The sequence below is a fragment of the Bacillus sp. ISL-55 genome, from assembly GCF_018613155.1.
In the GTDB taxonomy this organism is placed as follows: domain Bacteria; phylum Bacillota; class Bacilli; order Bacillales; family Cytobacillaceae; genus Mesobacillus.
The window spans coordinates 24,510-37,319 of sequence record NZ_JAGGQU010000041.1 but is presented as its reverse complement, the minus strand read 5'-3'; the positions used below and the strand labels follow the sequence as shown (position 1 = coordinate 37,319).

General features: G+C 44.4%; 10 protein-coding genes. All 10 read right to left on the bottom strand.

All coding sequences use genetic code 11. The features are described from left to right. Positions 1 to 171: 171 nt before the first annotated feature. Entirely contained in the window at positions 172 to 1,560 is a 1,389-nt protein-coding gene (locus J7E32_RS18835; protein ID WP_214910635.1) for a sigma-54 interaction domain-containing protein, read from the bottom strand. 52 nt (positions 1,561 to 1,612) lie between these two features. Next, positions 1,613 to 2,479 (bottom strand): putative beta-lysine N-acetyltransferase, encoded by an 867-nt coding sequence (ablB, locus tag J7E32_RS18830; RefSeq protein ID WP_214910633.1) that lies wholly within the window; start codon positions 2,477 to 2,479, stop codon positions 1,613 to 1,615. A 63-nt stretch (positions 2,480 to 2,542) separates the two neighbouring features. Then, positions 2,543 to 3,964 (bottom strand): aldehyde dehydrogenase family protein, encoded by a 1,422-nt coding sequence (locus J7E32_RS18825; RefSeq protein WP_214910632.1) that lies wholly within the window; start codon positions 3,962 to 3,964, stop codon positions 2,543 to 2,545. Positions 3,965 to 3,979: 15 nt separating this feature from the next. After that, positions 3,980 to 5,335, bottom strand: coding sequence for a 4-aminobutyrate--2-oxoglutarate transaminase (gabT, locus tag J7E32_RS18820; protein WP_214910630.1), 1,356 nt, complete (start codon positions 5,333 to 5,335; stop codon positions 3,980 to 3,982). Positions 5,336 to 5,422: 87 nt separating this feature from the next. Then, on the bottom strand, positions 5,423 to 6,691 hold the full coding sequence (locus tag J7E32_RS18815) for a peptidase (protein ID WP_214910628.1): 1,269 nt from the start codon (positions 6,689 to 6,691) through the stop codon (positions 5,423 to 5,425). A gap of 13 nt (positions 6,692 to 6,704) precedes the next feature. Then, the gene (locus J7E32_RS18810; protein WP_214910626.1) at positions 6,705 to 7,370 is read right to left on the bottom strand and encodes a 3-oxoacid CoA-transferase subunit B; all 666 of its coding nucleotides are present in this window, start codon (positions 7,368 to 7,370) and stop codon (positions 6,705 to 6,707) included. Continuing rightward, the gene (locus J7E32_RS18805) at positions 7,355 to 8,047 is read right to left on the bottom strand and encodes a CoA transferase subunit A (RefSeq protein ID WP_214910624.1); all 693 of its coding nucleotides are present in this window, start codon (positions 8,045 to 8,047) and stop codon (positions 7,355 to 7,357) included. Before J7E32_RS18805 ends, J7E32_RS18810 begins: the two co-directional genes overlap by 16 nt. Next, positions 8,048 to 9,409 carry an aspartate aminotransferase family protein gene (locus tag J7E32_RS18800; protein ID WP_214910623.1) on the bottom strand — a complete coding sequence of 454 codons (1,362 nt, stop codon included), beginning with the start codon at positions 9,407 to 9,409 and terminating at the stop codon, positions 8,048 to 8,050. 854 nt (positions 9,410 to 10,263) lie between these two features. Next, entirely contained in the window at positions 10,264 to 11,244 is a 981-nt protein-coding gene (locus J7E32_RS18795; RefSeq protein ID WP_214910621.1) for a S66 family peptidase, read from the bottom strand. A gap of 65 nt (positions 11,245 to 11,309) precedes the next feature. Next, positions 11,310 to 12,776 carry an NAD(P)/FAD-dependent oxidoreductase gene (locus tag J7E32_RS18790; protein ID WP_214910619.1) on the bottom strand — a complete coding sequence of 489 codons (1,467 nt, stop codon included), beginning with the start codon at positions 12,774 to 12,776 and terminating at the stop codon, positions 11,310 to 11,312. Positions 12,777 to 12,810: the final 34 nt, after the last annotated feature.

Here is a 12,810-nt window from a genome sequence, read left to right as displayed (position 1 = left end):
GTTTCCCCCTAGCTATTTTTATAGCTATTTATAATGCAAGTTCCATGCCAAAAGTGACGGATTATTCTGAATTTAATCAATTCAGCTTCCTGCAAGGGGTTAAGAAGGATGGTTGATGCAGAATCCTGTTAAAAGAAAATAACCTGCTGAAAATTCGGCAGATTAGATAATTTATATATTTAACTTTTTTATTTTATATTGAAGTGTTTGTCTTGGGATATCAAGCAGAACGGCTGCTTTCTGGACATTGCCTCCAGAGGCATTCAGCGCATCATTGATCAATTGGATTTCAAGCTCCTTTAGATTCTCTCTCAAAACAAAGGAAGTACGTGTTTCTTCACCAGAATCCGGATGGATGTTTTTCATCATCATTGGAAGGTCTTGGCCAGTCAGTACACTGCCTTCACACACGTTCATCATGTATTCAATTGTATGCTTCAGTTCCCTGACATTTCCTGGCCATTGGTGTTTAAGAAAAATGGCTTTTACTTGATCATCCAGGCCAGAAACATGCTTCCTCAGCTGCTTGTTATATTGTCTTATGAAGATATCGGACAGATAGAGGATGTCTTCTTTCCTATGTCTTAATGGCATCAGTTCAAATGTCAATACATTCAGGCGGTAAAACAGATCTGTCCGGAGCTGGTTCGCTTCCATTGCCACCGTAGGGTATACATTCATTGCAGAAATCACCCTGACGTTTACAGAAGTGACATTCGAACCGCCGATTCTTCTGACGGAACCATCCTCAATGACCCGAAGAAGCTTTGCCTGAAGGTCGAACGGCATCGAATTCAGCTCATCAAGGAAAAGTGTCCCACCGTTTGCGAGCTCGAACAACCCAGGCCTGTCCACTGCTCCTGTATAGCTTCCTTTTGATGTTCCAAACAGGATGCTTTCAAGCAGGTTTTCCGGAATAGCCGCACAGTTTTGCGCAATGAAAGGTCCGGCTGCCCGACTGGAGGCATTATGGATGGATTGGACGAAAAGCTCCTTACCGGTTCCGCTTTCCCCATATACAAGAATCGGAGAATCAGATTTCGCCAGTTTCTCTGCCTTCTTTTTAACCGTCATGAAATGCTTATTGTTTGTAATCAGGTCGCTGAACGAATAGCCGGCTTGCTGTTTAACGGCTTTCCCGCCACGATTTTTATGACTCTTCTGAACTTCGACCAGACGTTCAGAAAGCTGTTTGATTTGGGAATAATCCTTGGCAATTTCAACTGCGCCAATCAATTCCCCCTGCACAAAGATTGGCAGGGTCGTGTTGACCGTGTCGATTTTCCTTCCATGCAAATTGACGAATGACTGGGTTTCATTATAGATCGGCTTCTTCGTTTCAATTACCTTCAAGAGAGTGCTGGACTGATAGTTCAGTGAAGGGAATACATTAAGGAGGGGCTTCCCAACTACTTCGCTGATTCCCAGTCCATCATGCTTGGCAGCAACTTCATTATAAAATATGGTAATGCCTTCTGTATTGACGACATGGATCGCCTCGTCGATGCACTTCAATATTGCGCTCAAGATTTCTTCCGTCACATTGGATACCGAATTCATCTCATCACACTCCCATATTGAGTATATGACAGAGTGCCGAAAAACTGTCTTATCACTGCCCAAAATTTGGCGATTTTGCCAAATCCTTTACCCAAACATTCATGTTCTCAATTTTATCATAGATAAATACATTGTTCACCAGCCTGCCACGATATGCATAACTCAACTGGTGCAAGGCTGCGTTCATCCCGAATGATAAAGCCCTGGCGATGGAGTATGAGCAATAAATGCCATTTTCAATTAGTTCCTCCTCAAGGCGGGCAAGCAGCACCTTCATCAGTCCATGCTTCCTGTGCTCTTTTAAAGTCGCGCAATCAGTCATTTCAGCATTTTTATAAAAAGAGTTCACTTCTGCCGAAGCCGCGCTTACGATTTGACCATCATGGACAAATCCGAAATACATACTTCCTTCTTCCATTGTTTTAACGATATACTCTGGATCATTCAAGGGTGTGGGGTAAATTTGGAAAACCGCTTTGTATAAATCAGATAGTCCAGCTGCATCTGTTTCGGTCATTTTTTTTAAAACATAATCCTTTGGAGGACTGATTTTCTGTGCCGGTTCCGCCAAATGGTAAACACTTTTGATGATTCCATCCTCTTGAACCCAATGTAGGGAATTCCGCCTCTCGTCGCTGAAAAACTTCGAAAAGAACACACAGTCAGAGCCCAGGAAAAATCCGTCAATACTTGCCTCATAACTAAAACCTCGTTCAAGGAGCAGCTTAAAATGTTCTCTTCTTCCCTTGATGATCAGTTTGTCGGCCTTTTCTCTCTCTACAAGCTCTTCAGCTCGATCCAATACGTTTGATAAGCTCCCTAAATAGTCTTCTACTCTGACCCGCTTATTCTGTTTATCAAGATAAACGGTCATGGTATACTCCTTTTCCGACATAAGCACTGTTTTCCCTAAATGCATTTTCATGCCCCCCTTAAAAATTCCCATCGTATGAAAAGCCTGGCTTTAGGCCAGGCTGACAGTTCAATCTAGTTTGATTGAAACAAGCTTCAGTTCGGTCATTTCTTCTAAAGCGTATTTAATCCCTTCTCTGCCGGTTCCGCTCATTTTGACGCCGCCATATGGCATATGGTCTACTCGGAAGGTCGGTATGTCATTGATCATCACACCGCCAACATGAAGGTTTTTTGCCGCTTTCATCGCTTTTTGAAGATCATTCGTATAGACTCCTGCCTGCAGCCCGAACTTTGAGTCATTGACCTGATCAATTGCATCATCGAATTCCTTGAAGGTGTTGATATGGACAACAGGTGCGAAAACTTCCTCACAGGAAATTTTATCAGTAGGCTGCACATTCAGCAGCACAGTTGGCTTCAGAATTTGTCTTTCACTCTCTCCGCCATATACCAGCTCTGCTCCATTCTCCACCGCGTCCTGGATCCAGGCCTTTGCTCTTGTCACATCATTTCTGCTGATCATTGCAGCTAAATCTGTTTGCTCATCCAGTGGATCTCCCACTTTCAGTTTACCAGCTTCTTCAACAAACAATGATACAAATTCATCAGATATCTTTTCGTGCACGAAAATTCTCTGGATAGAAATGCAAACCTGCCCCTGATTTGAAAAGGCTCCAGTAACGACTCTTGGCATCACCTTTTTTAGATCGGTTCCTTCATCAACAATCAATGCTGAGTTGGATCCTAGTTCAAGTGTTACTCGTTTTAATCCTGCATGTTCGCGAATTTGCTTCCCGACCTCAGGGCTGCCGGTAAACGTGACCATTTTTACACGCTCATCGTCAATCAGCACATCACCAACATTTTTCCCGCTTCCAGTTACTACATTTAGAGCACCAGCAGGGAGTCCTGCCTGATCGAAATAGGAGGCGATTTTATAGGCGGATAACGGCGTCTGGCTGGCTGGCTTAAGGACGACCGTATTTCCGGCAGCGATTGCCGGACCGACCTTATGGGCGACAAGGTTCATCGGAAAGTTGAAAGGTGTTATTGCAGCAACTACTCCCAGCGGCTCCCTTACAGTATAGGCTACTCTTCCCTCGCCTCCAGGAGCTGCATCCATCGGAATTGTTTCACCATGGAGCCTCCTGGCCTCTTCTGATGCAAATGTATAGGTCATGATCGTACGGTCTACTTCACCGCGGGCAGCCTTTAAAGGTTTGGAGGATTCCTCCGCGATCAGACGGGCACACTCTTCCCTGTCTTCCTGAATTAATTCAGCTACCCTCCGAAGAATATCTGAACGCTTATGGGCATCCATCCCTGCCATCTTCATTGCAGCTCCAGCAGCTGAATCGATTGCTCTTATCACATCTTCCTTGCTTGCTTCTGCTACTTCGGCAATATTCTGTCCATTAAAAGGATTTGAAAGCGGACGATATTTATCTGTTTCCACATTCTCTCCGTTAATCCATAAACTCTGTTTCATCGATATCTCCTCCTATCACTGGCAGCATTCAGTAATAACTGATTCAAGTACATTGAAGCCTTCCTCAATTTGAGCATTTGTTATTACAAGAGGAGCTAGAAGCCTGATTACATTTCCATAAAGCCCTGCACTCATTAAAATTAATCCTCGCTGATGTGCTTTTGCCAGTATTTCCCGAACGATTTGTCCGTTTGGTTGATCATTATCATTGAAAAATTCGATCGCACACATTGCTCCCAAGGAACGTATATCACCAATCTCAGGGAAACGATCTGTCAGCTTGCCGAATCTTTCCTGAAACTTCTCGCCGAAAAAATTCGCTCTATCAAGAAGTTTTTGCTCTTCTATCATTTTAACGACTTCTATTGCCGCTACACAACCGAGAGGGCTTCCGCCAAAGGTTCCGCCAATTTCCCCTATGCCTGCAGAATCCATAATTTCAGCCTTTCCTGTGACCGCACTGATTGGCAGCCCGGCAGCAATCGATTTAGACATTGTCATCAAATCAGGAATGACATCGTAATGCTCCATCGCAAACATCTTCCCTGTCCTGCCAAAACCTGTTTGGATTTCATCTGCAATAAAGAGAATGCCATACTGGTCACAGATCCTCTTGACACCTTGAACAAAGCTTTTGGATGGAATATTAAAACCGCCTTCACCCTGAATCGGTTCCATAATGACCGCGGCAATTTCAGTGCCAGGCACCTCGCTAAGGAAAAAGGTCTCAAACCTTTTCAGCATAAATGCATCAAGTTCATCAGGTGCCATGCCTTTTTCCTGAGAATACACAGGGTATGGCCATTTATAGGTTTCTGGTGCGAATGGCCCGAATTGGTACTTGTAGGGTTTCACTTTACTGGTCAGGGACATTGCCATATAGGTCCTGCCATGGAAGCCTCGTTCAAATGAAATGATTCCTTTTCGTCCTGAATACTTCCTTGCTATTTTAATCGCATTTTCTACCGCTTCAGCTCCGCTGCTAAGGAAAAAAGTTTTTTTATCATGAGTCCCTGGTGTGATTTTATTGAGCAGCTCCGACAGTTCAATATAAGGTTCATACATCATCACATGGAAGCAAGGGTGAAGGTAACGGTCGATCTGCTCATGAAGTGCGTTCACAACTTCAGGTGGACAGTGACCAACATTCAATGTCCCGATTGCACCCGCAAAATCGATGAATGTGTTTCCGTCGACATCCGTCAATAATGCACCTTCGCCTCTTTCCGCAAACGACTTGATTGTGTTGAAAGGTCCAACAGGAACATTCTTTTCTTTTCTTTCCAGTAATTTCATTGCCTTTGGACCAGGAATGGCCGTCCTTATCTTAATATCTCCCACCTTTTGACTCCCCCTCTTCCTGATTCGCATATTCAGGTCCGCATTTGGGTATTCAGTGCTCTTTGAAGAATGGACTTAAAAACCCGGAATCTGTTTTTTTTAATCTGCAAAAATAGCTTACTCGCTGATTTCACACCACTTAAGCAGTGCCAGTGCAATGATTTCCGCCGCTTCAAATATATCTTCAAGCTGGATATATTCATTCGCCTGATGGGCTGCTTCCGTTACCCCTGGTCCAAAAACCACTACTGGCACTCCGCCGACCTTGGAAAGGATACCGCCGTCTGTAGCCCATGGAGATGCTTCAATTAATGGAGACTGTTCCTTAACCACCTTATAGCTTTCAGTAAGGACATGAATCAGTTCGTGTTCAGGATCCAGGTCACCTGGCAGCCAGCTTGCACCAAACCATTCAAGTTCGGGATTATTTTCAGTTAACCATGGGTCATCGTTACAAACACCGACAATGGCTTCATACATTTCTCGTTTTGCCTCTTCCTGTGTTTCATTTGGGGCGACCCCCATTCTGCCCTCAATTACCGCTAAATCAGGTACAGATGATGGCCAGTCACCAGAATGGATTTTTCCGATATTGATAGGAATAGGAATGGGAATACTTTCGAAAAACGGATCTGTGATTCTTTCATTTCTCTGCGACTCCAAGCTTCTAAGTCTATCAATTACCAGCATCGCCTTTTCAATCGCATTGACACCTTCATACCTCGTTCCGCCATGCGCCCCTTTTCCTTTTACAGAAATCCTGAACCACATTGACCCTTGCTGCTTTGGAAAAAGCTTCATATTGGTAGGTTCAGGGATGATTGCAGCATCCGCTTTATAACCCCGCAGGACTGTTGCAAGTGTGCCCGCTCCACCACTTTCTTCTTCAATTACACTTTGAAAAATGACATCTCCCTTTAACTTTATTCCCGAATTTTTTATTGCCTCCATTGCCATGAGCAGTGAAGTTGTGCCGCCCTTCATATCCGTCGAACCTCTGCCAAACAGCTTGCCGCATTCAATGTGCCCGCTAAACGCATTCTTATCCCAATCTTTTGGGTCGCCTGCAGGAACAACGTCGATATGACCATTAAGAATCATCGACCTGCCTCCACCAGTTCCCCTCATGATTCCTACAGCATTCGGATTTCCATTGAAATCTTTACGATCGGAACAAAACGCCGGGTGTACAGTCAATCCACTATCCCCAATTTCCCAAATATCCATTTCCAGTCCCAGCTCACGGCATTTTTCAATAATGACCGCCTGTGCACCACTTTCATTACCTCTCGTACTTGGTTCCTGGACTAATTTTTGCAAAAGCCGTGTCCCTCTTATTCTGCTTTCCTTAATGTAATTCCTCACCTTTTGCTCAGCAGATTTCACGATATCAGCCCCTTTAATATTCAATAATCCGGAGATCCTCGACGATTGAAAAATCGCACGCGGTCTTAGCAGTAACTTCAGTGATCGTATGCGGCGCAAAAAGTTCAGACAGAATCAACGAACCTTCATGTATATTAAAAACTGCAAGATCTGTGATAATAATGTCGACACAGTTTTCGGCGGTCAGAGGCAATGTGCACGATTCCACTATTTTAGGTACACCATTTTTATCTGTATGGTTCATCAATACTGCTACTTTTCCTGCTTTTTGTGCCAGTTCCATCGCTCCACCCATACCTGGAACCTTTTTGCCGGGAACAATCCAGTTCGCCAGGTCTCCTTTTTGGCTAACCTGCAAGGAACCGAGAATGGTAAGGTCTACCCTCCCTCTCCTAATCATTCCGAACGCTACTGCACTATCACAATAAGAGGAGCCTTCCATGACCGTAACCGGGAATCCACCAGCATTACACAGGTTTTCATCCTCCAGCCCCTTTTCAGGCGACTTCCCCATCCCAACAATCCCATTTTCGGCATGAAACATCACTCTCGTTTCTTTCGGAAGATGGTTAGGTACTAGAGAAGGGATCCCAATGCCCAGGTTGACAACCATACCCGGAGCGATTTCTTCGGCTGCTCGTCTGGCCATTCTATTCCTGACATCTATTCCCATGCCCATTGCCAATTCACCCCTCCAGAAGGTATTACCATATCAACGAAAACACCGGGCGTGATGATTTCTTCTGGATCCAGGCTGCCAAGAGGAACGATTTCCTCAGCCTCCGCTATCGTGAAATTCCCAGCCATCGCCACGAGCGGGTTTGTATTCCTCGCACTTTTATCGAAGACAAGGTTTCCATAGGGGTCTGCCTTTTTGGCGTACACAATTGATACCTCTGCAGTCAAAGCTGTCTCTATCAAATAATCTTTGCCGTTCAAGTTCATTCTTTTTTTGCCTTTTGCAACGAATTCGTGATCCACGCCTACATCTGTCAAAATTGCTCCAAGTCCCATTCCTCCAGCCCGGATGCGTTCCGTCAGAGTTCCCTGCGGAGAGAACTCGACCTCCATTTCGCCCCGGGTCATCAGTTCGCCGGCTACCGGATTCGACCCAATATGGGAGGCGATGACTTTTCTGGCCTTTCCCCGACTGACTATTTTCCCGATGCCGATTTCAGGGAAACCAGTATCATTTCCAATCAGCACTAAATTTTTTATTTCTTTTTTAAGAATGCCGTCAATCAGATCAGGAGGAGATCCTACTCCGCCAAAACCGCCAAACATCAGGGTCATACCGTCATAAAAATGCTCCATTGCCTGCTGTAGCGTCGCTATTTTTCCGAATGGATTTTCCATCTATCCTTCAACTCCGTTTTCATAAGGAAATCCCAGTATTCTATATACTTCAATGAATGTTGCCTTCAGCAAGTTTATTAACTCGTCAATCTCACGCTTGGTGATGGTCAGCGGCGGGGAAATAATCACTGCGTCCCCTGACATTCCATCCATGCCGGCGCCTGCAGGATACAGCAAGATTCCTTGATACCTGCCCGCTTTTACAACTAGCTCAGTTAATTTCATACTTCGTTCAAACGGGATCTTCGCAGCTGGCAGTCTGACAAATTCAAGACCTAGGAGCAAACCTTTTCCCCTTACATCTCCTATAAAATCAAACTGATTTTTTAACTTATCAAGTTTATTTTTCAGGTAAACCGACTTTGATTCCACAGCCTCTAAAATGCCATTGTTCTCAAGGTATTCCAATACCGCCAGTGCAGCGGCACATGATTGTGGATTCGCGCTAAGTGTGTGGCCGCTCATGATCGATTTAGACCCTTGCAGGATAGGCTCCATGACGTGATCACTGATGACTGTCGCGGCAATTGGTGCGTATCCAGCACCCATTCCCTTGCCGAGCGCGACAATATCGGGAATGATATTCCAGTGTTCAGACGCGAGCATCGGCCCTGTTCGGCCAAAGCCCGTCATCACCTCATCTGCAATGAATAATATATTGTTTTCATCACAAATCTTTTTAATAGTTTCGTAGTAACCTTCTGGGGGAGTGATCGCCCCTCCAGCAGCGCCAATCACCGGTTCTGCAATAAACCCGGCAATATGATCAGAACCAATCCGCTTGATCGCTCCATCAAGCTCCATCGCGCATAAAAATCCGCACTCAGGTGCCGTGCTTTGATATGGACAGCGATAGCAATATGGAGGTGAAATCGATGGGAATTCTTCAAGCAAGGGTACAAACCTTGCTCTTCTCCCTGGATGTCCCGACATTGAAAGAGCACCAAGAGTGATACCATGGTAGCTGATCCATCTTGATAAGATTTTTGTTTTTGACTTGATTCCTTTCTCTTGCCAGTACTGAATCGCAATTTTCAGCGCCGTTTCGGTTGCCTCGGAACCACTATTCACAAAGAAACTCCAATTTAAGTCACCCGGTAAAGCGTCAGCAAGTTTTTCTGCCAGCTTTTCTGCTGCCTCACTGGTGAATTGGGAGCGATAGACAAAAGACACCCGTTTGGACTGTTCATGCATTGCCAAAATAATTTCTGGAACTCCGTGTCCAATATTTGCCGTAACAGCCCCAGATGCAGCATCAAGGTATTTCTTGCCATCTTTATCAAAAAGAAAGACACCTTTTCCATAGTCAATCTCTGGATAGCTTTCATCCAGGGCAGGTTTAATCAAGTAGGACGGCTTCATAAATTCACTCCATTCACCGCAATTAAAATCAAATGGACATTCTGTAAATTGTATGAATAGAAAAGGCGAATCTTTCGTGAAGTTGTAAAAAATAAGTAGTACAGGTATGGGGATTTTGGGAACGATGGATGGTAAATCATATTCTTGATTGAGGACTGCATGCCTACCTTGGACAAATTCTGCACTGCTTCGTCAAAACCTCAATAATTAAGATAGGTTTGAGGTTGTCAGAGGAAAAGCTGTCACGATTCGGACGTTTTTTTGACAGCTTTACGAGCTTCGGGGTAAAAGCTGTCACGATTCTGGCGTTATTTTGACAGCTTTGCGAGCTTCGGGTTAAAAGCTGTCACGATTCGAACGTTTTCTTGACAGCTTTGAGGGATTCGGGGTAAAAGCTGTCACGATTCCGACGTTTTTTTGACAGCTTTACGTGCTTCAGGCTAAAAGCTGTCACGATTCCGGCGTTTTCTTGACAGCTTTGAGGGATTCGGGTTAAAAGCTGTCACGATTCTGGCGTTATTTTGACAGCTTTACGAGCTTCGGGGTAAAAGCTGTCACGATTCTGGCGTTTTCTTGACAGCTTTTCGAGCATCAGGCTAATAGCTGTCACGATTCTGGCGTTTTCTTGACAGCTTTGAGGGATTCGGGGTAAAAGCTGTCACGATTCCGACGTTTTTTTGACAGCTTTACGGGCTTCAGGCGAAAAGCTGTCAAAATTCGAACGTTTTTTTGACAGCTTTACGAGCTTCGGGTTAAAAGCTGTCAAGATTCTTCCACAAGCTGTTTTGCCAAATCAAAAAACCGCATTCTCACAAAAAAAGACACCCATAAAAGGTGTCATACATTTAAAAACCCTATTCTTTTTGTTCAATAAATATTTCAGTTTGCCCATCCAATGCTTTTACTGTCGCGATTGCCCCGATTGGCAGCGTTGCAAATGGCTGAACATGACCGAAGTTGACATTTGCGATGATTGGTATTTTGCTCAGTTCTTCCTTACTGGAAATAATCTTTCTTAATGCCTCTTCCGTAATATTGGAGTTCTTTTGGAAACGGCCTATCAAAAGAGCTTTTATTGATTCAGCATCTGGAAGGTGCAGCAAAGATTGCAGGTCCCTGTCAAAGCTCCTGGAATGGCTTTCCTCGTCATCCTCGATGAACAGGATGCTATCCTTCAGGGAAGGCATGAATTTTGTACCCTGTAGCAGGTTCATCGTACAAAGGTTTCCGCCGATCAGTCTTCCTTCGGCTTCACCTTCCTGAAGGATCAGATAGCTGCTTTGTTCATGAAATGTCCGATTTTCCTGGTCGAGATACCAGGCATCATCAGACCACGTTTCAGATGGAACAACCTCATATGGGGCATCATTTGTGACTGACTGCAGAAACGATTCCATAGTATATTCAAGTCCATGCTTCACGCCGAAGCTCGAGAAATGAGGCCCTGAATAGGTCACGAGACCAGTTTTCTGATAGATTGCCAGCTGCAGTGCAGTAATGTCACTGTATCCGCAAAAAATCTTCGGATTTGCAGCAATTAAATCGAAGTCTATATATTTTAGCAGCTGATTAGAATTATAGCCGCCAATCGCAGTAAGGATCCCTTTTACATTCGGATCTGCAAAAGCGTCATGCAAGTCCTCGATTCTTTCTTCAATAGAAGAACTAAAAAACTCATCATGGACATCTGCGTTCTTCCCGAATGTCACCTTGAAGCCCAGATTATTCAATCTTTCAACAGCCAAATCGATCTGTGCTTCTTTTAAAATGATCATGCTCGTCGCTGGTGCGATGACTCTTATTTCGTCCCCTGGCACTAGTTTAGGTGCAAACATACTCTCCCCGCCCTTGTCTGTATTTAGGTTTATTTTATCAAAGAAATGGAAGAGTGTAAGCATCTTTAAACGAGTGCAGGCTCCGGTTTCCGGCCGGTCCTCGATTTTTCGATTATGTCGGTCGCAATCCATACTCCGCATGCGCTTGCCTGTGCCAGTCCTCTCGTGATTCCGGCACCATCCCCTCCAACATACAAGCCGCTAATTTCAGTCTCAAACTTGTCATTCAGCTTTGGCCTTGCGGAATAGAATTTCGCTTCTACTCCATAGAACAAAGTATGATCTGAAGCCAGGCCAGGAGTAACCTGGTTGAGCGCTTCCGTCATTTCGATCAAACTCTTAAGCGTGTTATACGGAAGCACGAGTCCTAGATCTCCAGGAACAGCTTCCTTCATAGTCGGTTCTAGAAATCCTTCTTTAATTCTTTTTTCCGTGGACCTTCGTCCTTTTAAAATATCACCGTATTTCTGCACGATCAGCCCGCCATTGGAAAGGCTGTTCGCCAGCCTCGAGATTTCATGTGCATATTCATTCGGCTTATCGAATGGCTCAGAAAATGTATGTGAAACAAGCAAGGCAAAGTTTGTATTGCCGCTTCCCAGATTAGGATCTTTGTAGGCATGACCATTAGCCAGCATGATTCCAGAATGGTTCTCGACTACAACATGTCCAGATGGATTGCTGCAGAATGTTCTCACACTGGTTCCCACAGAAGTATTGAAAATGAATTTACCTTCATATAAATGTTCGTTTATTTCCTCCATGACGACATTGGAAGTTTCGACACGAACACCAATATCGACCTGGTTATTGATCATCTTAAGCCTTCTTTTTTTCATAAGCTGTGTCAGCCACTTAGAGCCATCACGGCCAGGCGCAACTACAACTTTCTCTGCAAAAATATTCTCGCCGTTCTTAAGCTCAATACCTTTGACTCTATGGCCTTCTGGCGTCTTTTCTGTAATCAAATCCTCGATTTCTGTCTTGAACGCCATTTCCACCTTTTCTTTTAAGTACTCAAAAATGTTTTTTAAAATCTCGAGGTTCTGTTCAGTGCCAAGATGGCGCACTTGTGCTCTAAGCAGCTTCAATCCTGCAGCATAGCCTCTTCTCTCAATTTCGCGGACCTTATCTGTCATTGGATCGGTAATGCTTTCAGTTGCGCCATGCTTGAGATTGATTTCATCTACATATTTTATTAATTCGACAACTTTTGAGTCAGGAAGATAATCCGTCATCCATCCGCCGAATTCACTTGTAATATTAAACTTCCCATCAGAATAGGCACCGGCACCGCCAAACCCATTTGTAATCGAACATGCCGGCAGGCACCCTGCAAAATCCTTCTTCCCTGCTGCTGGCGGACATTTTTCAATCTTCTTTTGTAAAATCGGGCAGTTCCTCCGATAGATATCGTGGCCTTTATCAACAAGCAAGACTTTTGCTTCAGGCATTTTCAACGATAATTCATAACAAGTAAAAATACCTGCCGGACCTGCTCCAACGACAATCACATCATAGTTTGTATTCATTCAGCATCCCCCGCCAATCAGTTTTTTGCTTAAC

What these genes read in the sequence shown, in the direction of transcription:
- J7E32_RS18800 (WP_214910623.1), bottom strand. Translation starts at nt 9,409, where the DNA reads ATGAAGCCGTCCTACTTGATTAAACCTGCCCTGGATGAAAGCTATCCA.
- J7E32_RS18805 (WP_214910624.1), bottom strand. Translation starts at nt 8,047, where the DNA reads ATGGAAAATCCATTCGGAAAAATAGCGACGCTACAGCAGGCAATGGAG.
- J7E32_RS18825 (WP_214910632.1), bottom strand. Translation starts at nt 3,964, where the DNA reads ATGAAACAGAGTTTATGGATTAACGGAGAGAATGTGGAAACAGATAAA.
- J7E32_RS18790 (WP_214910619.1), bottom strand. Translation starts at nt 12,776, where the DNA reads ATGAATACAAACTATGATGTGATTGTCGTTGGAGCAGGTCCGGCAGGT.
- J7E32_RS18795 (WP_214910621.1), bottom strand. Translation starts at nt 11,244, where the DNA reads ATGTTTGCACCTAAACTAGTGCCAGGGGACGAAATAAGAGTCATCGCA.
- ablB (WP_214910633.1), bottom strand. Translation starts at nt 2,479, where the DNA reads ATGCATTTAGGGAAAACAGTGCTTATGTCGGAAAAGGAGTATACCATG.
- J7E32_RS18810 (WP_214910626.1), bottom strand. Translation starts at nt 7,370, where the DNA reads ATGGGCATGGGAATAGATGTCAGGAATAGAATGGCCAGACGAGCAGCC.
- gabT (WP_214910630.1), bottom strand. Translation starts at nt 5,335, where the DNA reads ATGCGAATCAGGAAGAGGGGGAGTCAAAAGGTGGGAGATATTAAGATA.
- J7E32_RS18835 (WP_214910635.1), bottom strand. Translation starts at nt 1,560, where the DNA reads ATGAATTCGGTATCCAATGTGACGGAAGAAATCTTGAGCGCAATATTG.